This window comes from Streptomyces sp. NPDC058637, from assembly GCF_042717325.1.
Lineage (GTDB): Bacteria > Actinomycetota > Actinomycetes > Streptomycetales > Streptomycetaceae > Streptomyces.
Map to the genome: position 1 here is coordinate 162,529 of NZ_JBHXRD010000010.1, position 20,102 is coordinate 182,630.

Annotated in this window: 20 protein-coding genes and 1 tRNA gene; 13 read left to right on the forward strand and 8 right to left on the reverse strand. The window is 69.9% G+C overall.

The annotated features are described in order from the left end of the window. Positions 1 to 118 precede the first annotated feature (118 nt). Both ACFWVP_RS12915 and ACFWVP_RS12920 read left to right on the forward strand, forming a co-directional pair. Positions 119 to 544, forward strand: a complete 426-nt coding sequence (locus ACFWVP_RS12915) for a hypothetical protein (protein WP_384496094.1) — start codon at positions 119 to 121, stop codon at positions 542 to 544. Between the two features lie 440 nt (positions 545 to 984). Continuing rightward, complete coding sequence (locus ACFWVP_RS12920; RefSeq protein WP_128862541.1) at positions 985 to 1,227, forward strand: hypothetical protein; 243 nt, start codon at positions 985 to 987, stop codon at positions 1,225 to 1,227. A gap of 539 nt (positions 1,228 to 1,766) precedes the next feature. Here ACFWVP_RS12920 and ACFWVP_RS12925 read toward each other — a convergent pair. From ACFWVP_RS12925 to ACFWVP_RS12940, 4 genes are all read right to left on the reverse strand, one after another. After that, positions 1,767 to 2,075, reverse strand: a complete 309-nt coding sequence (locus ACFWVP_RS12925) for a hypothetical protein (protein ID WP_384496095.1) — start codon at positions 2,073 to 2,075, stop codon at positions 1,767 to 1,769. Then, positions 2,072 to 2,815, reverse strand: coding sequence for a GntR family transcriptional regulator (locus ACFWVP_RS12930; RefSeq protein WP_384496097.1), 744 nt, complete (start codon positions 2,813 to 2,815; stop codon positions 2,072 to 2,074). The genes ACFWVP_RS12925 and ACFWVP_RS12930 overlap by 4 nt, the downstream gene beginning before the upstream one ends. Further along, positions 2,812 to 3,036, reverse strand: a complete 225-nt coding sequence (locus ACFWVP_RS12935) for a hypothetical protein (protein WP_382067127.1) — start codon at positions 3,034 to 3,036, stop codon at positions 2,812 to 2,814. The genes ACFWVP_RS12930 and ACFWVP_RS12935 overlap by 4 nt, the downstream gene beginning before the upstream one ends. Positions 3,037 to 3,562: 526 nt before the next feature. After that, positions 3,563 to 3,841: a hypothetical protein gene (locus ACFWVP_RS12940; protein ID WP_384496215.1), complete on the reverse strand. Its 279-nt coding sequence runs from the start codon at positions 3,839 to 3,841 to the stop codon at positions 3,563 to 3,565. A 78-nt stretch (positions 3,842 to 3,919) separates the two neighbouring features. On the opposite strand from ACFWVP_RS12940, the gene ACFWVP_RS12945 reads away from it, so the two are divergent. Continuing rightward, positions 3,920 to 4,675, forward strand: coding sequence for a GntR family transcriptional regulator (locus ACFWVP_RS12945; protein WP_384496099.1), 756 nt, complete (start codon positions 3,920 to 3,922; stop codon positions 4,673 to 4,675). 162 nt (positions 4,676 to 4,837) lie between these two features. Here the strand turns inward: ACFWVP_RS12945 and ACFWVP_RS12950 are convergent. Together ACFWVP_RS12950 and ACFWVP_RS12955 are read right to left on the reverse strand one after the other, a co-directional pair. After that, positions 4,838 to 4,924, reverse strand: a tRNA-Ser gene (locus tag ACFWVP_RS12950). A gap of 60 nt (positions 4,925 to 4,984) precedes the next feature. Then, positions 4,985 to 6,478, reverse strand: a complete 1,494-nt coding sequence (locus ACFWVP_RS12955; protein ID WP_384496100.1) for a S1C family serine protease — start codon at positions 6,476 to 6,478, stop codon at positions 4,985 to 4,987. Between the two features lie 197 nt (positions 6,479 to 6,675). On the opposite strand from ACFWVP_RS12955, the gene ACFWVP_RS12960 reads away from it, so the two are divergent. The 3 genes from ACFWVP_RS12960 to ACFWVP_RS12970 all read left to right on the forward strand — a co-directional run bounded on the left by ACFWVP_RS12960 (position 6,676) and on the right by ACFWVP_RS12970 (position 9,333). Next, a complete protein-coding gene (locus ACFWVP_RS12960) occupies positions 6,676 to 7,503 on the forward strand; it encodes a glycerophosphodiester phosphodiesterase (protein ID WP_384496102.1) in 828 nt (275 codons plus the stop codon). 53 nt (positions 7,504 to 7,556) lie between these two features. Further along, positions 7,557 to 8,237, forward strand: a complete 681-nt coding sequence (locus ACFWVP_RS12965) for an ATP-binding protein (protein ID WP_384496104.1) — start codon at positions 7,557 to 7,559, stop codon at positions 8,235 to 8,237. A 130-nt stretch (positions 8,238 to 8,367) separates the two neighbouring features. Further along, complete coding sequence (locus ACFWVP_RS12970; protein ID WP_384496105.1) at positions 8,368 to 9,333, forward strand: DUF5926 family protein; 966 nt, start codon at positions 8,368 to 8,370, stop codon at positions 9,331 to 9,333. Between the two features lie 635 nt (positions 9,334 to 9,968). On the opposite strand, the gene ACFWVP_RS12975 is transcribed toward ACFWVP_RS12970, so the two are convergent. Continuing rightward, a complete protein-coding gene (locus ACFWVP_RS12975) occupies positions 9,969 to 10,646 on the reverse strand; it encodes a bifunctional DNA primase/polymerase (RefSeq protein WP_384496106.1) in 678 nt (225 codons plus the stop codon). A 695-nt stretch (positions 10,647 to 11,341) separates the two neighbouring features. On the opposite strand from ACFWVP_RS12975, the gene ACFWVP_RS12980 reads away from it, so the two are divergent. Both ACFWVP_RS12980 and ACFWVP_RS12985 read left to right on the forward strand, forming a co-directional pair. Continuing rightward, a complete protein-coding gene (locus ACFWVP_RS12980; RefSeq protein WP_384496108.1) occupies positions 11,342 to 12,667 on the forward strand; it encodes a PP2C family protein-serine/threonine phosphatase in 1,326 nt (441 codons plus the stop codon). A 99-nt stretch (positions 12,668 to 12,766) separates the two neighbouring features. Further along, the gene (locus ACFWVP_RS12985) at positions 12,767 to 14,242 is read left to right on the forward strand and encodes an aminopeptidase P family protein (RefSeq protein WP_384496109.1); all 1,476 of its coding nucleotides are present in this window, start codon (positions 12,767 to 12,769) and stop codon (positions 14,240 to 14,242) included. A 57-nt stretch (positions 14,243 to 14,299) separates the two neighbouring features. Here the strand turns inward: ACFWVP_RS12985 and ACFWVP_RS12990 are convergent, their stop codons facing one another. Beyond that, positions 14,300 to 14,899: an ATP-binding protein gene (locus ACFWVP_RS12990; RefSeq protein WP_384496111.1), complete on the reverse strand. Its 600-nt coding sequence runs from the start codon at positions 14,897 to 14,899 to the stop codon at positions 14,300 to 14,302. A 258-nt stretch (positions 14,900 to 15,157) separates the two neighbouring features. Between ACFWVP_RS12990 and ACFWVP_RS12995 the strand changes: the two genes are divergently transcribed. From ACFWVP_RS12995 to ACFWVP_RS13015, 5 genes are all read left to right on the forward strand, one after another. Further along, complete coding sequence (locus ACFWVP_RS12995; RefSeq protein WP_384496113.1) at positions 15,158 to 15,982, forward strand: hypothetical protein; 825 nt, start codon at positions 15,158 to 15,160, stop codon at positions 15,980 to 15,982. Between the two features lie 105 nt (positions 15,983 to 16,087). Then, positions 16,088 to 16,822: a YcnI family protein gene (locus tag ACFWVP_RS13000; RefSeq protein WP_384496115.1), complete on the forward strand. Its 735-nt coding sequence runs from the start codon at positions 16,088 to 16,090 to the stop codon at positions 16,820 to 16,822. 46 nt (positions 16,823 to 16,868) lie between these two features. Further along, complete coding sequence (locus ACFWVP_RS13005) at positions 16,869 to 17,522, forward strand: SCO family protein (protein ID WP_384496117.1); 654 nt, start codon at positions 16,869 to 16,871, stop codon at positions 17,520 to 17,522. Then, positions 17,519 to 17,962, forward strand: a complete 444-nt coding sequence (locus ACFWVP_RS13010) for a copper chaperone PCu(A)C (RefSeq protein WP_384496119.1) — start codon at positions 17,519 to 17,521, stop codon at positions 17,960 to 17,962. Before ACFWVP_RS13005 ends, ACFWVP_RS13010 begins: the two co-directional genes overlap by 4 nt. A 14-nt stretch (positions 17,963 to 17,976) precedes the next feature. Continuing rightward, complete coding sequence (locus ACFWVP_RS13015; RefSeq protein ID WP_384496121.1) at positions 17,977 to 19,944, forward strand: copper resistance CopC/CopD family protein; 1,968 nt, start codon at positions 17,977 to 17,979, stop codon at positions 19,942 to 19,944. Positions 19,945 to 20,102 lie beyond the last annotated feature (158 nt).

The window sequence follows — 20,102 nt, forward strand, 5'->3', positions numbered from 1 at the left end:
CGACTTGCCCAGGTGCCTGTGTCAGTCGCTCGCCCAGTACCCGCCAATCGGGCGATTGTGGTCCCTCGTCCAGCACTGTACGTTCCCGCGTACTGATTGGTTCTGCTGAGGGGGCGGGATGCCTGGATACGGCCGCGCGGACAGTGAGTGGGAGTTGCTGGTAGACACCGGGCGAGATTTCCTTGTCGAGCGGGCGAAGCTTGGCAAGGTCACCTCGTACACCGAGCTCAACGTCACCCTGGCCAGGCGAACCGGCTGCAGGAGCTTCGACTTCGAGCGTGCTGACGAGCGAGCAGCCATGGGCCATCTGCTAGGGCTGATCGTGGAGCGGGATCAAGAGAGTGCCCCTTCCGATCCTCCTCTCATGCTCTCGGCGCTGGTGAACTACTTGGATGCCAACGACGCCGGCCCGGGCTTCTATCAGTTGGCTAAGGAGCTCCAACTTCTGCCCGTGAGTGCATCGAAGGACGAGAAGTTCAGCTTCTGGATCCAGCAAATGAAGGGTCTCTACCAACGCTACGGGGCCAGCCCGGCCGCGGCGTGACATAGGGCAGCGCGAGCCACGCGTGCCAGATCCGTGGCAGATTGAGTGGTCACCCACGGTCAGTTGGGGCGTCAGGCGGTGCGGGCAGGCCCTGATGGGCTTGGCGCTGCTGTACCGCCGTTGACCAGCTAAGGCCGTCCGGTTGTCGGCGCCAGGCTTACAAGGCAGCGTTCCACCTTCCCAACATGAGGGCTCAAACACCGTCAGTACGTGCCGGCCGTCGCAGCTCTCTCTGGTCGACAGCGCTGGCAGCGTGGTGGAGGCCGCTGGGGGTGCACGAGGCATACACGCGCCTGGCCCGTTGGCATACCCATCGTCGTGGCTGACTGTCGTCGGCTAAGGTCCGTGCCACAACCGTGCCAGATGCAGGGCAAACGAAGGGCCCGCGAAGGCGTCTCCAACGGCGAGACGTTCCGCGTGAAGCCGGGGGAGTAGTGGGCATGCTAGAAAACCTTGGGAAGTACGGGGAGATTACGAAGCAGGCGGCTGAGGCGGGGGGCGTCGACAAGCTGATCAGCGTCATTGAGAAAGCTGCGTACACGAAAGGCGCGGCCGTGGGCGTAGTGGTCGGCGGAGCAGCCGTCAGCGGGGTTGCTGCAGCCGTCGTGGCCTACCGCTCTCGTAAGGCGCGAGCCGAAGAGGCGAAGAAGGAACTGCGGACGACAGCGCGGGATGCTGAATGAAGCGACTCCTAGCACAGAAGAACCTCCCGGCGCTCTTCCGGCGGCCGGGAGTTCTTCATTCATCGAAACGCGGCACCTCGCCCGGGGACTAGGTCGGGGCGCACTCGGTGCCACCTCGTGACGTGCCGCCACCAGCCGCTGCCGACGTCAACAACAGCTTCCACCACCAGTTCCGGCGCCAAAGAGCCAGCACAAGCGGACCATCGCAGTCATCCCCGCAACCTAGATGACCCCTACGACAGCAAGGTCACCGTCTCCCGAGGCATGAGGATGCATCAGGCGTCCCGGCCGGTGAGTGTCTAACTGTGTGACAACACCGACGAACGATGGCGGACGAGCACGGACGTCTACGGAACATCAGCGCAGGTGACAGCCAAGCCGACCTGGGGCAGCTCCCCCGTCCCAATTGCTTCGGGACGAAGCAGTCCTCAAGTTGTCCAAGTTCAAAGGAAGTCACTTGGCACAGCCAGAAGCCCATGGCATCTGATCTGGTCAGAGCCATGGGCTTCTCTTGCTGTGTTGGTCGGCGGGACCGTAGGTCAGTAGGCGGACTCACTCGGATAGCTCGTTGCCCGGAGGCGACCGCGGCTCATTGCGACGCGGTAGACGTCCCTCAGAGCCCCGGTCAGCTCTGTGACCAGGCACCGCATCTCGTCGGGGGACGTGTCTTGGTTGTCGAGAGCTTCTGCGGCCTCTTGCAACAGTTCGTTTGCCGTGCCGAGTTGGACCGCCTCGATGCCGTCCGCGAGACGGGAAATGTAGCCGTCCGGGTCGTCAGTGCTCAAGTAACAGGGCTTGTCCCCGGGGCCCGACCACGGGAGGAGCCTAAGCTCGTTCGGTGTTGTCATCCTTGGGTCGGCCTCTCGTTGAGCACGTGGTGGGCGGTGAAGACGGCGTCGACTCGGTCTCCCGGAAAGGCCAGGAGTGCGGCTTCAACGACGCGACCGGTGGCGTCGGTAGCGATGCGCGTGATCGCGAGAACGGCCATGTTGTTCCCGAGCCGGAGGACCGACGCTTCGTCTGGGGTGGGAGTTCGGGCGCAGACCGTCTCTCGGATGGTGGCCGGCGACGGGCCGAGGACGGCGAATCGCGTGGCTGCCTCCCGGCACACGGAGTCGTCGTCGAGGACTCCGGCCGGGGCCAGGTCGCGCGGGATGTAGATGCGGGCCAGGCCGTGAGGCGAACCCTGTTCGAGGCTGAGGCAGGTGTACTCCGCAAGAGGGCTGCCCGTTGGCACCTTCAGCAACGTCGTCAGCTGCACGGAGGCCGGAACCGTGGTGCTGCGAACCGTGATGCGCAACGTTGGCTCAGCGGCGGTCCAGGGGTCCAGCGTGCCCCAGCCGCCTACGTACATGATCTTGCGGCGCGGGTGACGGACGTAGTTGCCCTTGCCGTGGATCTTCTCGACGAGTCCTTCGCCCTGGAGCACGGCGAGAGCGCGTCGGAGGGTCACCGTGCTGACCCTGTACCGGGCCGCCAGGCCGGCTTCGGACGGGAGGCGTTCGCCAGGCTTAATGTTGCCCGTCGTGATCTGGTGGCGTAGGTCGTCGGCGATGTCGTGATGGCGTCGGGGCACGGAGCCGGTCACCGCCTTCTCAGCAGTCGCAGTGCGATGAGGCGGGTACGGGCGTGTATGGCCAGCAGTTCGCCCGACTCGAAGACCAGTTGCTTGGCCCCCTGGGGAAGCTGGAAGAGGTCTCTCACTCGGCAGGCCTGACCGCCGAGTTCGATGATGTCGCCGCGCTGCACGGTGGCCGCAGTGACCTCGACGGAAGAGACCAGTGCACCGCCGGGGGCTGGGACCCTCATGCCATCACCTTCACGGGCACAGACGGGTCCGGGGCCGAGTGGCACGGGCAGATGCACTCCTCGTAGATCACCGGTACGTCGTCCGTCGCCGCAGGCGGGGACGGCTCGGTGCAGGAGTGGTGGGTGCCAATCCGGCAGGCGATCGAGCGGTAGGGGGCGGAAGCTGTGCCCGTTGGGTGTGGTTGTCGGCGAGGAGGCATCAGTGGGCCCCCGCGAGAACCGACCATGCGTCGGTTGGCAGATGCGGGGCGACGAGCACTGTGCGCGTCCGTGCACGCTGCTCTTCCCACGCCAGCAGGTACGGACGGACAAGCGCGACGTCCTCTCCCCTCAGCGGGTACCGGTGGACCGTGCCGACCGGAGCCCGCCCCAGGGCGACGGTCGAAGCGTCAGCCGGCGCGGAACAGGGGAGGGCGTCCAGCGGCCGGGAGGGCGTTAAGGGGCGGCGGTGCCGACCGTTGGGGAAGCACCGCGCTCTGGTGCGCGAGATGGCTTGGCGGATACGGTTGAGCATGCTGTTCAGCTCCTATCGCTGATAGCCCGGTCCCCCGACGTCGCCTGTCGTGGGGACCGTTTTACGTACGACCGCCCATAGGGTGCGGCCGTTCAAGCTGGTGGCCACGAGCCCGAATCGATCGGCATCGGCCACCGCGTCCAGGACCTCCCGCCATGAGTCGGCGGAGAGCGTGTCCGGTACTTCTGCCTCGACCGTCGTGAACCGGGTGTGCTCCTCCACGCGAGGGCGGAGGCCAGCGGCAGACAAGCGGGCAGCGAGAGCCGCCGCGGACACTCCCGAAGCGGACACAGCACACCCTCCGTTGCCGTCGATCACTTTCAGTAAAGCTAGTTAACTAGATTAGAGCTAGTGGACTAGATTTTCCATATGCCTGAGCAACCGCCGTACCTCCGCATCGCCGACGAATTCCGGCAACGCATCGCGGAGCACGTCTGGGAACCGGGTGACCGCCTCCCATCCCGCGCCCAGATCGGCCAGGAGTGCGGCGTGGGCGAGAACGTGGTGCGCAGGGCACAGGAGTTGCTGATCTCCCAAGGAGTGCTGGAAGGCCGGGCCGGATCGGGCACCTACGTGGCCGAGCCCCGGCAGCGCGTGAGAGTCGTGCGGTCGTCGGCACGTGAGCAGTCCAGTGGATCCCCGTTCCGCCAGGACATGAAGGCCCTTCGCCGACAGAGCGACTGGGAGAGCCGGACCGACGCGAAGGTGCCGGCCCCGGCGGAGATCGCGTCGCGGCTCGGGATCGCCGAGGGCGAGCTGTGCGTGCGGACGACGTACGAGTTCCTTGCGGACGGGAAACCGGTCCAGTTGTCGACGAGTTGGGAGCCGTACGCCGTCACTGGCGGAACCCTCGTCGTTCTCCCCGAGGGAGGGCCTCACGCGGGAGCCGGGGTCGTGAACCGCATGGCCGCGATCGGAGTCACCATCAGCCACGCGGTCGAGCAGCCCGAACCCCGGCATGCGACCACCGAGGAAGCATCACTACTCGGCATCCAGAAAGCCGCACTCGTGACGCACATCCGGCGGACGTACTACAGCGACCAGGGCCCTCCCGTGGAGACAGCGGACATCGTGGTGCCCGCAGCGCACTGCGAGATCGTCTACGAGATCCCCATCAACCGCTGACGAGCTGACCCCAGCAGCTCAAAAGCGTGGCCCAGCCGTGCCCCCTGCGTGCCCCATCCGTGCCCGATAGAGCGGGAAACCAGGGGGAACAGCGGTGCCCGGCAGGGAACGGGCACGGCAGAGGCCCCCGACCATACGTACTGGTCGGGGGCCTCTCGCCTGCGGTGGGTGTGGGATTTGAACCCACGGTGACATCGCTGCCACGACGGTTTTCAAGACCGTTCCCTTAGGCCGCTCGGGCAACCCACCCCGCGCCGTGGGCCGACCCGGCAGCCGGGTCCGCCTCGACGCGAGGGACAGCCTAGCCGGTCAGCTGTCGCCCTTGCGCTCGCCCAGGACGACCTCGGCCGTGGCCGTCCTGCCGTCGCGCTCGTAGGTGAGCGTGACCTTGTCGCCCGGCTTGTGGGTCCAGATCTCGCCGATGAGGGTCGGTCCGCTCTCGACCACGGTGTCGTTGAACTTGGTGATCACATCGCCGGCCTTCAAACCCGCCTTGTCCGCAGGTCCGTTCGGCGTGACGGCCGGAGTGCCCGCCGCGCCCTGGTCGGAGATCGCGGCGCCGCCGGTCTTCTCCTCCATCGTCACCGTCGCGCCGATCACCGGGTAGACCGGCTCACCGGTCTTGATCAGCTGCTCGGCGACGTTCTTCGCCTGGTTGACGGGGATGGCGAAGCCGAGGCCGATGGAGCCCGCCTGGGACTGGCCCGCACCGCCTCCGCTGGTGGACTGGATCGCCGAGTTGATGCCGATGACCGCACCGCCCGCGTCCAGCAGCGGACCGCCGGAGTTGCCAGGGTTGATCGAGGCATCGGTCTGCAGGGCGCTCATGTACGAGTTGCTGTTGCTCGACCCGTCACCGGAGGCGACCGGGCGGTTCTTGGCGCTGATGATGCCGGTGGTCACCGTGTTGGACAGACCGAAAGGCGCACCGATCGCGATGGTGGAATCGCCCACCGCGACCTTCTCGGAATCGCCGAGGGGAAGCGGAGTCAGTCCGTCCGGAGCCTTCTTGAGCTTCAGCACGGCCACGTCGTAGCCCTCCGCGCGGCCGACCACCTCGGCGTCGTACTTCCTGCCGTCGGAGAACGTCGCGGTCAGCTGCCCGCTGTCCGCCGCCGAGGCCACCACGTGGTTGTTGGTGAGGATGTGGCCTTCCTGGTCGTACACGAAGCCGGTGCCCGAACCGCCCTCGCCGTCGCCGGACTGCGCGTCGATGGTGACGACGCTGGGCAGCGCCTTCGCCGCGACGCCCGCGACCGTGCCCGCGTCGCGCTTGAAGTCCTTCGGGCTGTTGGGGGCCGCGACCGTGGTCGAACCCGGGGAGGAGCCGTCGTTGCTGTCGGCGGCCCAGAATCCGAGCGCGCCGCCGACCCCGCCCGCGGCCAGGGCCGCCACCACGACGGCGGCGACCAGACCGCCCGCACGGGGCTTGCGCGCCGGCTCGGCCGCCGCCGGTGCCGGGGCGCCCCACACCGCGGTGCCGCCGCCGTCCGCGTACGACGGGACGGCGGGCGGGGGCGGCGGCCAGGCCTCCGAGGCGGCGGGGGGCTGCTGCGGCGGCGACGGGGGCTGGTGGGCCTGCTGGTCGTACTGGGTGTAGGACGGCCCGGGGCCGTCCTGGTGCGGCGCGGCCGGGACCTGGACCGTCGGCGCGTCCACGGGACCGGGCGGGGTGGCTTCACGCATGGACGGGCCTACCTGCGGGGTGCCCTCGGGAGCGGCAGCCGGCACGGGAGGTGCGGACGGAACAGACGGTACGGACGGAGCCGCGGTGTCCTCGTTGCCCTCGTTCTCGGTGCTCACAGCTCTTTACTCCTCGGTTCCACTCGGCGTTCGGCAAGAGATCCGCTGTGCACGTGTCTGTGGTCAGCTTTTCCCACAGCACGTCAGGCCACTGTAAGCAGGACCTGTGCATCCGCACACCAATCTTTACATCAGGCAAAACGGTCTTACACAACAAGGGGTCCGCACCCGCCGCGTCACGGTGACACCATGGCGCCGTGACCCACGCACGCCGACCCTCCACGCACCCTCCCATCCAGGTCATCGCCCATCGCGGGGCCTCGGACGACGCCCCCGAGCACACACTGGCCGCATACCGGAAGGCGATCGAGGACGGCGCCGACGCCCTGGAATGCGATGTCCGCCTCACCGCCGACGGCCAGCTCGTCTGTGTGCACGACCGCAGGGTGAACCGCACGTCCAACGGCCGGGGCGCCGTCTCCGCCCTGGAACTGGCCGATCTCGCCGCGCTCGACTTCGGGTCCTGGAAGGACCGCGAGGAGTCCCCGGACTGGGACCCGCTCCCGGGCGAGCTCACGTCCGTACTCACGCTGGAACGACTCCTCGAGCTGGTCACCGAGGTACGGGCGACCGGGCGGCCGCTCCAGCTGGCCATCGAGACCAAGCACCCCACGCGCTGGGCCGGCCAGGTCGAGGAGCGGCTGCTCCACCTGCTCAAGCGGTTCGAGCTGGACGGCCCGCCGGCCGACGGACCTTCCCCGGTACGCGTCATGAGCTTCTCCGCACGATCGCTGTACCGCGTCAGGGCCGCCGCGCCCACACTGCCCACGGTCTTCCTCATGCAGTTCGTCTCCCCGCGCCTGCGCGACGGACGGCTCCCCGCCGGGGCCCGGATCGCCGGCCCGGGGATGCGGATCGTACGCAATCACCCCGGGCACATCGAGCGACTGCACCGCGCGGGCCACCGCGTGCACGTCTGGACCGTGAACGAGCCGGAGGACGTCGACCTCTGTGTGCGCCTCGGCGTAGAAGCAATCATCACAAACCGCCCCAAACAGGTGCTGGCGCAACTAGGCCGCTCTTAACATCAGTTACAGGGGGTGCACCGGCGCATTCACTCCGCATCCGATCGTTGCGAGTGCATCACCGACGAGGCTTTGGCCGGTTTCCGGTGAAGCCCCGGGGGGCATCCAATCCGTGGCGTGGGGCAAAGGAGGTCTCGGGGGTGGCGTTTGTGGTGGCACGGGAAGTGCCCGCGTCGTCGAGCATGGCCGTACCCCATGGCCCTGCCGGCGTAGGGCAGGCACGGCATTGCATGCGTGAGCAGCTGCGCGGCAACGGGGTGTCGGACACGGTCGTCGACGATGCTGTATTGATCCTTTCCGAACTTCTCAGCAACGCCTGCCGGCACGGCAGGCCGCTGGGACAGCACGCAGAGGTCGGTGACGGCGCCATCCGCGCCGCCTGGCGCGTCGACAGAGCGGGTGACCTCACGGTCGAGGTCACGGACGGCGGCGGCCCGACCAGGCCGGTTCCGGCCACACCGTCGGTGACCGCGCGCGGCGGACGCGGGCTCAACATCATCAGCGCCCTCGCGGAGAAGTGGGGGGTACGGGACGACACCTCGGGTGAGGTGACCGTCTGGGCCCTGGTCTCCTCCGACCACGGGCGCACGGCGTTTTCGGCATGCTCCACGCCCCTGGGGCGCACGGCGCCCGGCCGTCGCGACAGGGAAGGGTCGCACGGGCTGAACGGGCCCGGTCCGCTGGAGGAGTTGGACTTCGCCGACGTTCTCGACGCCTTCGACGACGTGGGCTGAGAGCCGGGGCGCGGAACGGTACTGCGGAGCGGGGCCGGGGCGGGCGCACCGGCAGGTGTGCCCCGGCGGTGACAGGGACGGCTAGGCTCGCGGCCGAGACCTCACTGTCGCAATCGGGAGAACGCCCACCATGGCCAAGAAGCGCCCTCAGTCCAAGGCCGGGAAGCAGCAGCTCAAGGATGGTGAGATCCCGGTCGTCGGGGCCCGCGAGCCCTGTCCGTGCGGTTCGGGCCGCCGGTACAAGGCGTGTCACGGACGCGCCGCGGCCCAGGCCGTGACCGAGCTGGTCCAGCGCCCCTTCGAAGGGCTGGCCGGCGAGTGCGACTGGATCGCCCTGCGCGAGCTGGTCCCGGCCGCGACGGTCGAGTTGACCCTGAAGGGCGGGCTGCCCGAGGGCGTGCCCTCGGTGAAGCTCGCGACCGTACTGCCGATGGCCTGGCCGGCACTGCGCCGCGACGACGGTTCCGTCCTGCTCGCCCTGCAGAACGACACCTCCTCGGGCGACCTCAGCCGCGACCTCGCGGACACCCTGGTGCGCGCGCTCGAGGCGGAGCCCGGTTCGCCGGTCGCCGCCCGCCGAGTGCCCGCCGACGGCCCCCGCCTTCAGGACCTCCTCGACCCCGGCGCCTCGTTCGAGCCGGTCGTGCACCCCGGTTTCGAATTCTGGGTCCCGGACGCGGAGAACGCGTCGGCCGAGGTGTCCGCCTCCCTGGAGCGCGCCAACGCCGCGGCGATCCCGACCACACTGCTCACCGGTGTGGACGCCGCGTACTGGTGCGAGACGCCGGAGAAGAACCACCTCCGATGGGTCATGCCGCATCCCGAGGAGCAGCTCCTCGACGCGCTCGCCCGACTCCACGCGGCGGGCGTCTCCTCGCTCGGCGCGGACACCCGTCTGGTCGGTTCGTTCCGGGCACACGGGCTCATGGTCCCCGTCTGGGACCTGCCGAGCACGATGGGCGCGGAGGAGTGCGAGAAGCCCGCGGCGCAGTTCGCCGAGCGGCTCGCCGAGGCACTCGCCTCGGACGCCCCGCTCACCGCCGAGGAGCGTCGGGCGCGCGGCGGGCTCACCAACCGTCAGGTGACGCTCAGCTGACGGTGACGAGAGCGCGGGGCAGGTTCGGTGACTCGCGTCACAGCCACCGTACCGGCCGGTAAATCGCTGTCCGAATAGGCGAGATCGAATTTGCTAACGGCAGATCTCTTGTTACCGTTCTGGAAGCCCGGTCGCTGGTGCATCCCCCGTCGCCAGCGACCGGGCGTCTGCTTTTCCGGGCACGGACAGCCGGGGCGCACGCCGGAGCACATACGGATCGGCGCACCTGCGGAGCTTCCCTCCAATCCACATCGGCGCCTCGCGCCCGCCCACAGGCTCCGCCCAGGTCCGGGACTCGGACAACAGGGCGTACAGGGCGAGCTGTGGTCCCTGCCGCGGTGACCGCCGTGCGACCGTACGCCCCCTGGACCGCGATCCGGGCCGTTCGCTTTCGGACAGAAGTGCGAGTGCCTGGCCGGAGGCCGGGGAACACCGCGCCGACTCACCGGGGCTGTCCGCATGTCGGCATCCACGCACGCGGGCCTTGTTCCTGACGCGAGAACCGGAGCACGGAAAGCGGAACGCGGGCGGCCCCGCACCCTGACGAGTGAGCCGCCCGCTGTGTTCCCACGCCTGCCGTTCCGGACGCCGGGTACTCCCGTGCCCGCCGTCACGGCGGTCCGCCGCCGCTTCGTTCAGTACGAGAGCCGGCTCCCACCGTCCGGAGCGCTGTTGCTCGCCTCGACCAGTGCGTCGAGAACCGATTCCACATCCGGGAGCCAGGGCGCGACAGACCCCGCCGCGGGCGCCCGTTCCCAGCGCACCTGCCCGGTGCCCACCTCGGACGGGGGCAGGATGAGATAGCCGCCCTCGCCGTGGAACCTCAGCGAGCTGGGCACCCGGTCCTTGGCGTGCAGCAGCTCTCCGAGCCGCTCCAGGGTGTACGGGGCGACCAGCAGCGACCACCGGGTCGGCGTCGCCACCACGGGACCGAGACGCAGCCCCATGCCGTCGAGCGCGGTCAGTGCCCGGGCGCCCGCCACGGCCGGCAGGCTCAGCGCACAGGGTGCCTGGTCGCCGGTGGCCAGCACCACGGGGGCGGCCGGCCGGTTGGTCCACCACCAGCGCACCATGCGCGCGTCGGTGGTCGCCGCCAGGAGCCCGGGGTCGAAGGGGTGTGCGCCGGGCACGGCGCACTCGGGATCGGGGCAGGCACAGCCACGGCCGCGTTCGCCGCGCACACCTGCCGTGGCAAGTCCCACTCCGGGGAGTACGGGCCACTTCCAGGCGGTGGCGCAGGCCAGGGCCGCGTCGAGCTGGGCGGAAGTCCCCTTGCGCCGGGGCCTGCGTCGCCTTCCGAGGATCTCGCGCATGAGCGCTCGTTCCTTTCCGTTGAACGCCGAGGTCCACATCACGGACGTGTTCGCCACACCACGTGTGTGTCTCTTCGCTGTGCGTGCGTGCTCATCGGGTCTGCGGTACGGACGAGTAGTCGGTGCCGAGCGTGAGCCGAGCAGTATGGAATCGAACAGGATGGAGCTGATCCGAGTTGAGCCGAACCGAACCGAGTTGAGCCGAGTCCAGTCAGAACATCGCGCGGGCGGCATGCGCGACGCGCTTGCCGTCCCTGGTGCACACCCCGTCACTCGGGGTGGAGGTGCGGCCGTCACGAGTGAGGACGCCCGGGCTCACTGTCGGGTTCCGGGGCGATCGCAACTGCCCCTGGCCATCCACGATTACGTACCCAGCATGCCCGGAATGACGCTCCCTCCGGCACTTCACCCCGAGGTCGCTCCCTGTCGAGCACGCCCAGTCGACCGCAAATAGCCGCACGGGGGTGCATTTTTTGGCCAAGTCAACAGACTCGCGGACACCATAAATACCGTAAGGACAATGCTGGACATCAGCTTACTTGTGCGTGTAGATGTGGGTGCATGTACACGTGGATGCACTGATAGCGGCGCAGAACGAGATGGGGGTTTGCGATGCTATTCAATGAGATGCACCAGCTGGAAAGCCCGCAGCCGTGAGCGCCCCACACCTGCCGAAAGTGGCTGGAATCGATCCCATGGTTCCCGTTTCAACGCACACTGCCTCACCTCTGAAGGCCGTGCCCCCGGCGCCGGGAGCGTTCCTCCAGGACCGGCTTGCGGGCTGGGTCTCCGACCTCACCACGTTGCACGAACTCACCGAGCGACTGGCCGGAACCAGCACCCTGGACAGCGCTCTGCACGAGCTCCTGGGCGCCGGAGCCGCCCTGGTCGGTGCCCGCCGCGGACTTCTCGTACTCGAACCCGCCGACGGCGGCGGCCCGTCCCTGACCATCGGCCTCGGGCTCGCCCACGCGGAACTCGGGCACATCGAGACCGTGCCACGCAGCGCCACCTCCTACGGCCGGTTCCTCGACGGCCTCCCGGATTCCGACGGCCCGCTGGCCAGCCCCGACATCCTCGGCGACACCGGGCTCGACCCCCGCTGCCGCGAGGTCGCCGCCGGCCTCGGATACGCCGCCAGTTACGCACTGCCCCTCGCCACCGAGGCCGCCGGCCGGCTCGGCGTGGCGGTCTGGCTCTACGACGAGCCCGCCGCACCACTGGAACGGCAGTGCCATCTGGCCGGCCTGTACGCCCGCTACGCCGTCGAGCACCTGTCCCGGCTGCTGGAACTGGAACGCACCAGGGCCGACGCCGCCGTCATCGTCGAGGAACTCCTCCCCAGCCGGCTGCCCCGGGTCCCCGGAGTGCGACTGGCGGTCCGCCACCGGACCACGCCCGCGGGCGGCGGCGACTGGTACGACGCGCTGCCCCTCCCGGACGACGCCCTCGGCCTGTCCGTCGGCTCGGTCGGCGGTTCGGGCCCGCGCGCCCTCGCCGCCATGGGCCGGCTGCGCGCCGGTCTGCGGGCCTACGCGGTGATGGAGGGCGAGGACCCCGTCGCCGTACTCTCCGACCTCGAACTACTGCTGCGGCTGACCGAACCGGCCGGCGCGGCCACCGCGCTCTACGCCTACTGCGAACCCGACCGCCGCACGATCCTGCTCGCCGGGGCCGGACACACCCCTCCGCTGGTGACCGGCGACCGGCGCACCGAGTTCGTGGAGACGACACTCTCCGCCCCGCTGGGCATGCTCTCCTGCTGGGAGGCGCCGAGCGTGGAGTTCTCCCCTGATCCCGGCGAGACCGTGCTGCTCTACACGGACGGGCTGCTGCGCCTCACCGGCGACTCCACGGACCGGGCGTTCGCTCGGCTGCGCGCGGCGGCGGCCGGTGTGCCGAGGGCTCTGCGCGACGACCCCGGAGCCGTGGCGGACCACGTCCTGCGGACGGTCCTGCCCGACGGGCCCGGTAGCGACAGCACCGAGGACGTCGTCGTTCTGGCCGCGCGTTTCGACTGACGGCCGCACCGGACCTGTAAGAGGTCTTCCGGCCCTGGGCCCCCTTCCGTACGCCCGTACGATGGATGGGGTCCAGTGTCGTATAAGGAGAGACGAATCGTGTCTGAGGAGCTCACCCCGGAGACCCCGGAAGCCACCGAAGCAGAGCCGATCAAGCAGCGGAAGAACGGCCTGTACCCGGGCATTTCCGATGAGCTCGCCGAGAACATGAAGTCCGGCTGGGCCGACACCGAACTGCGCGGTCTGGAGCCGATCGCCCAGGCCGGATACACCGCCGCACGCCGTGCCGCGCTCTCCGCGCGCTTCCCCGGTGAGCGGCTCGTCGTCCCGGCGGGCAACCTGAAGACCCGTTCCAACGACACCGAGTACGCCTTCCGCGCCTCCACCGAGTACGCGTACCTCACCGGCGACCGCACCCATGACAGCGTCCTGGTCCTCGAACCGACCGGCTCCGGCGACGAGGCCGGGCACGACGCGACGGTCTACCTGCTGCCCCGCTCCGACCGCGGGAACGGCGAGTTCTGGCTCGACGGCCAGGGCGAGCTCTGGGTCGGCCGCCGCAACTCCCTCACCGAGGCCGAGCAGCTGCTCGGCATCCCGGCGAAGGACGTCCGTGAGCTCCCGGCCGCCCTCACCGAAGCCACCGGTCCGGTGCGCAACGTCCGGGGCCACGACGCGGGCATCGAGGCGGCCCTGGCCGACAAGGTCACCGCGGAGCGCGACGAGGAGCTTCGCGTCTTCCTCTCCGAGGCCCGCCTGGTCAAGGACGCCTTCGAGGTCGCCGAGCTGCAGAAGGCCTGCGACGCCACGGCCCGCGGCTTCGAGGACGTCGTGAAGGTCCTCGACAAGGCCGAGGCCACGAGCGAGCGCTACATCGAGGGGACCTTCTTCCTGCGCGCCCGGGTCGACGGCAACGACATCGGCTACGGGTCGATCTGCGCCGCCGGAGCGCACGCCACCACGCTGCACTGGGTCCGCAACGACGGCGCGGTCCGCGCCGGCGAGCTCCTGCTGCTGGACGCCGGTGTCGAGACCGACGAGCTCTACACCGCCGACGTGACCCGGACACTGCCGATCAACGGATCGTTCACCCCGCTGCAGCGGAAGATCTACGACGCGGTGTACGAGGCCCAGGAGGCGGGCATCGCCGCCGTGAAGCCCGGCGCCGCCTTCCGCGACTTCCACGACGCCGCGCAGCGCGTCCTCGCCGAGAAGCTCGTCGAGTGGGGCCTGCTGGGCGACCTGTCCGTGGAGAAGGTCCTGGAGCTGGGACTGCAGCGCCGCTGGACCCTGCACGGCACCGGCCACATGCTCGGCATGGACGTCCACGACTGTGCCGCGGCCCGCACCGAGTCGTACGTCAACGGCACCCTGGAGCCGGGGGTCTGCCTCACCGTGGAGCCCGGACTGTACTTCCAGGCCGACGACCTGACCGTGCCCGAGGAGTACCGGGGCATCGGCGTGCGGATCGAGGACGACATCCTGGTCACCGAGGACGGCAACCGGAACCTCTCCGACACGCTGCCGCGCCGGGCCGACGACGTCGAGGCGTGGATGGCCGGGCTCAAGGGCTGAGGACGCCGACGCGGCCGATGTGAACGGCCGCGCCCCGTGCGCCGGAGGGTGCGCTGCTCAGGACACCATGAGCAGCGCGCCCTCCCGCCATTTCAGGACCTTGTCGAAGCTGACCACCGCGCCGCGACCCGGGCGGTTGCCGAAGTGCACATGATCGGCGAGTTCCTCGATCAGGCCGAGGCCCCGGCCGCTCTCCGCCAGCGCCGGTGGATGTCCCGACGGGCCGCCCGCCCTCTGCGTGGACGGGCGAACCGCGTGACGCCCGGTGGACTGCTGCGGTTCCGGCTTGGATGTGACAGATGGGTGTGCGGCGGTGCGAAGCGTGCGCCGGGTGGGGAAACCGGGCCCCGAATCGGCGACCTCGATGCGGCATTTCTCGCCGTCCAGATAGGCGGTGACCCGGTACTGGCCGCAGTCGCGTGCGGACTGCGGGTACTCGGCACGACCGGGGCCGGTGACCTCACCGGCAGCCTCCGCGTCCCCTGGGGCCCCGCCGTGTTCGACGGCGTTCGCACAGGCTTCGCTGAGCGCGACCGAGAGGTCGTAGGAGATGTCGGGATCGACTCCCGCGGTCTCCATGGTGCCGAGCAGAAAACGACGGGCGAGCGGAACGCTCGCAGCTTCGCGCCGCAAATGGAGTGACCACCACATGCTCATGCTCCAGCCTCCTGGCTGCGGCTCGACATACGGTTACGTATTGCCGCCCTACGCGGTTAGTAAGCACGAATTCGCTGTGAGAGCGCTCATTCGGCGGATGCGAATGTTCCGTATACCGGTGTATGTCCGGTCGACACAGGGGTGTGGAGCAGCCCTGAACAGGTGCAACACCCCCCGATCGCCTTCGATGGGGACGGATTGCGACCTTCCGGACCTGCCGTACGGGGGCCGGGGGCACAGTGCGATGATGACCCGGCCATGTCTATGCCTGTCGCACGCGCCGGAGCCGGTCTGCGGCTTCTGAGGACCGCGGTGTTCACCGCGGTCTGCGTCGTGCTGGCCGCGGCAGGACATGCGTTCGCCGCGGGTGCGGCCGTGCCCGGATGGACCGTCCTCGTCGGCTTCCTCGGAGTCTTCGCCGTGGCCGTCGTGCTCGCCGGGCGCGAACGGACCCTCCTCTCCATCACCGCCGCCCTGGCAGCCGGACAGATCGTCCTGCACGCCCTGTTCGGGCTGGGGCGTCACACACCGGGGCCCGCGATCCCGTCCGGGGACGACTCACTGATCCGGTTCGCCGCCGGACTGGTGTGCGGCGCGGGTCCGGCGCAGCTGAGCGCCGGTGAGGCCCACCGCATCGTCACCACCGCGGGCATCGACCCCGCGACCGTGGCAGGCGGGCACACCCATCCCGCGTCCGGAGCGGCAGCCGCCCGGGACGGCGCCGGCCCGGTCGATCCCGTCGCCCTGGCCGCCCTCCTGCCCAGCCTGCCCATGTTCCTCGGGCACCTCCTCGCCGCACTCGCCACCGGCTGGCTGCTGCGCCGCGGCGAGATCGCGCTCTTCCGGCTGGCCGGGCTGTCGGCGTACGGCGGCCGCCGGCTGGTGGCGGTGGCGCGGCTGCGGGCGCTGCGGGCCTCCATGGCCCTCGTACGCGCACTGCGCGCGGGCCTTCCCGGGCAGCCCACGACCGGGCCCCGGCCCCTCCGTATCGCCGTGGACGCTCCGGTGCCCACCGGCGGGGATCCCCTGCAGCACATGGTGATCAGGCGCGGGCCGCCGCCCGTGTACGTACGCGCAGCCTGACGCGACCCCTCCGCCGGATCCGGTGACGAGAGGTGGTCGCGATGCCGTCGCGCACCCGTGCGCCGGACCACCTTCCTTCTCGTTCCCTGTGGAGTGACCCCTGCCATGAACGTTTCTCGTATCGCCCTCGCGGGCGGCGTCGCCGCGTCCACCGTCCTGCTGCTCGCCGGTCCCGCCGCCGCACATGTCAGCGTGCAGCCGCAGGGCGAGGCCGCCAAGGGCGGCTACGCCACCATCAACTTCAAGGTTCCCAACGAGCGCGACGACGCCTCGACCACCAAGCTCGAGGTCAGCTTCCCGACCGGCCACCCGCTTGCCTCCGTCAGCCCGCAGGCGGTCCCCGGCTGGAAGATCGAGGTCACCCGGAGCAAGCTCGCCAAGCCGCTCGACGTACACGGAAAGAAGATCAACGAGGCCGTTTCCAAGGTCACCTGGACCGCCGCGGGCAGCGGTATCGAGCCCGGCTACTTTCAGCAGTTCCCGCTCTCGGTCGGGCAGCTCCCCGAGGATGCCGACCAGCTGGTCTTCAAGGCCCTCCAGACGTACAGCAACAAGGAAGTCGTCCGCTGGATCGAGGAGCCCGTCGAGGGCGGCGAAGAGCCCGAGAGCCCCGCTCCGGTCCTCAAACTGACCGCGGCGACGGCCGACGCCCACGGCGCGGCCGCGGACGACAAGAGCGGCGAGGCGGACCACGCCGAGGACACCGAGGCGTCCTCGGAGACCGTGGCCTCGTCGAGCAACAGTGACAGCACCGCCCGTGTCCTGGGCATCGTCGGCATCGTCGTCGGCATCGCGGGCGTCGCCTTCGGCGTCCTCGCCGGCCGTCGCCGCAACGCCTGACCCCACGGCTCCACCACCCGCACCACAGACCAGGAATCAGCTCTCCATGCGCAACAAGAAGACGGTGCTGGCCGCGGCGTTCGCCGCCGTGGCCGCGCTGACCCTGTCGGCCTGCGGCAGCGACACCTCCACGGACACGTCGGTCGCCGACGTGTCCGTGGAGCCCCGGTCGAAGCCCGCGACCGTGCTCGACCAGCCGTTCACCAAGCCCGACCTCGTGCTCACCGACACGCACGGCAAGACGTACGACCTCCGTGAGAAGACCAAGGGCAAGCCGACACTCATCTACTTCGGCTACACCAACTGCCCCGACGTGTGTCCGCTGACCATGAGCAACATCGCGCTCGCCAAGCGGGCCCTGCCGAAGGCCGACCAGGACAAGCTCCAGGTCGTCTTCGTCACGACCGATCCCGAACGGGACACCCCGGCGTCCCTGGGCAGCTGGCTCAAGGCCCAGGACCCGGAATTCACCGGGCTCACCGGCGACTTCCCGGCCATCCAGGCGGGTGCCCGGCAGATCGGCATCGGCATCGACGCGCCGAAGAAGGAGAAGGACGGCACGGTCGTCTCGATGCACGGCGCCCAGGTCATCGCGTTCTCCCCGAAGACCGACAAGGGATACGTGCTGTACAGCGAGGACACCACGGCCGAGGACTACACCAAGGACCTCCCCAAGATCATCGAGGGGGAGAACCCGTGAACCGCCGCACGGTCCTCGTCGGCACGCTGGCCCTCACCACCGGGCTGGCTCTGACGGGGTGTTCCTCGGACAGCCGGCCGGAGCTGGAGGTGACCGGCGCGTTCATGCCGCAGCCCGTGGGCGACATGGCGGCCGGCTTCCTCGTCGTGAAGAACAGCGGCGGCACCGACCGGCTCACCTCGGTGAGCAGCGCCCTCTCGGACCACGTCACCATCCACGAGACGAAGAACCAGGCCATGCGGATGGTCTCGTCGTTCGAGGTGCCCGCCGGGGGTGAGCTCGACCTCGAACGCGGGGGCAACCACATCATGTTCATGGACCTCAAGAAGCGGCCCAAGCAGGGGGAGACGGTCTCCGTGGAACTGCACTTCGAGAAGGCGGACCCCATCACGGTCGACGTGCCCGTCAGGGAGACCACCTACAACCCGAAGAAGCAGTGAGGTACTGACGCCCCATGACAGCCACCGTCCCGCACTCCGGGCCCTCCCCCATACGTCGGCCGCTCGCCGCGGTCGCGCTCCTCGCCACGCTGATCAGCCTGCTGTTCGGCCTGGTGCTGGCCGGCGCGAGCCCCGCGTCCGCGCACGCCGCCCTCACCGGGAGCGACCCGCAGGACGGGGCGGTGGTCGCCACCGCACCCAAGGAGGTCACCCTCACATTCTCCGAGCAGATCGCCATGGGCGAAGGCTCGATCCGGGTACTCGACCCGAGCGGGAAACGGGCCGACACCGGAGCACCCCGTGACCTGACGAGCGGCGGCGCCGTGCGGTACGGCATCACGCTCCACGGCGGCCTGCCCGACGGCACGTACACCGTCGCCTGGCAGGCCGTCTCCGTGGACAGCCACCCGGTCGCCGGGGCCTTCACCTTCTCCGTCGGCGCCCCTTCGGAAACCACGGTCACGCTGCCCTCCACCGAGGTGGGCGGAGGGCTCGTCGGAACGCTCTACGGCATCGCACGCTACGCCGCGTACGCCGGATTCATCCTGCTCGCGGGCGGGTCGGCCTTCGTGCTCGCCTGCTGGCGGGACGGGGCGGGTGCCCGGCCGCTGCAGCGACTCGTCGTACGCGGCTGGGTCACACTCACCGTGGCGACCCTGGCCATGCTGCTCCTGCGGAACCCGTACACCGGCTCCGGCAAGATCGCCGACGCCTTCGACCTCGGCGGCCTGCAGGCCGTCCTCGACACCAAGCCGGGGGCGGCACTCGTCTCCCGGCTCCTCCTCCTCGGCGCCTCCGCCCTCTTCGTCGCCGTCCTCTTCGGGGCGTACGCCAAGCGGGAGGACGAGAAGGAGAAGCAGGACCTCACCTTCGGCCTCGCCATCGGTGGAGCGGTCATCGCCGCGGGCATCGCCGGCACCTGGGCCCTGGCCGAGCACGCCTCGACCGGCATCCAGCCGGGAATCGCCATGCCGGTCGACGTCCTGCACCTGCTCGCCGTCGCCGCCTGGCTGGGGGGGCTCGCCGCGCTGCTGGTCGCCCTGTACCGCACGCCCGACATCACGAGCGGCGCGGTACGACGGTTCTCACGCCTGGCGTTCGGCAGCGTGCTCGTACTCGCCGCGACCGGGCTCTACCAGTCGTGGCGCCAGGTCGGCTCGTGGTCCGCGCTGACCGGCACGCGGTACGGGGTGCTGCTCCTCATCAAGATTGCCCTGGTCGCCGTGCTGATCGGCGTCGCGTGGATCTCGCGGCGGTGGACGGGGCGGCTGGCCGACGGGGTACGGAATGCCGGGGGTGAGGCCGGCGGGGAAGCCGGTGAGGAAGCGGTCGGGGGTACGCCCGCTGTCGATGGCGAGCACGGCGACGGGGCGGCGGAGGGGACCGGCAGCGGTGCCGGGGACGTGGCGCCTGAGCGGGCCGCCCAGCTCGCACGGCAGAACGCCGCCCTGACGGCGACGAAGGAGAAGCGCGCCCGCGACGCCGATCCGGACCGTTCAGGACTGCGACGCTCCGTGCTGGTCGAGACGGGCATCGCCGTGGTGCTGCTCGCGGTGACGACGATCCTGACGTCCACCGAGCCGGGCCGTACCGAGGAGGAGGCCGCCCGCAGCACCACCGCGGCGACCGTGCCGGACACCGCGGGGCCGGTGAATCTGAGCCTTCCGTTCGACACCGGCGGCCAGAACGGCAAGGGGACCGTGCGGCTGGACGTCTCGCCCGGCGGCACCGGCTCCAACGAACTGCATGTCTGGATCGACGGGCCGGCCGGCCCTCTGGACGTTCCCGAGGTGAAGGTCGCCTTCACCCTGGAGTCCAAGGACATCGGCCCGCTGCCCGTCGTCCCCGACCGCCTCACGGCGGGGCACTGGACCGCGAGTGGCGTACAGATCCCGATGGCGGGCGACTGGAAGGTCGAGGTGACCGTGCGTACGTCGGACATCGACCAGACGACCGTCGACAAGAACGTGAAGATCGGCTGAGCAGGTTGAACAGGTTGAGCAGGAAGACGACGGCAGCGGACGCCCGGAGAGTGACCGGGACGGCCGAGGACGAGGTCGGGGCCACCGGGGCCGGGGTCGCCGAGGCCGGGGCCGGGGTCGCCGAGGCCGGCCGCGGTGGCAGCCGTGAGTCCGGCGTC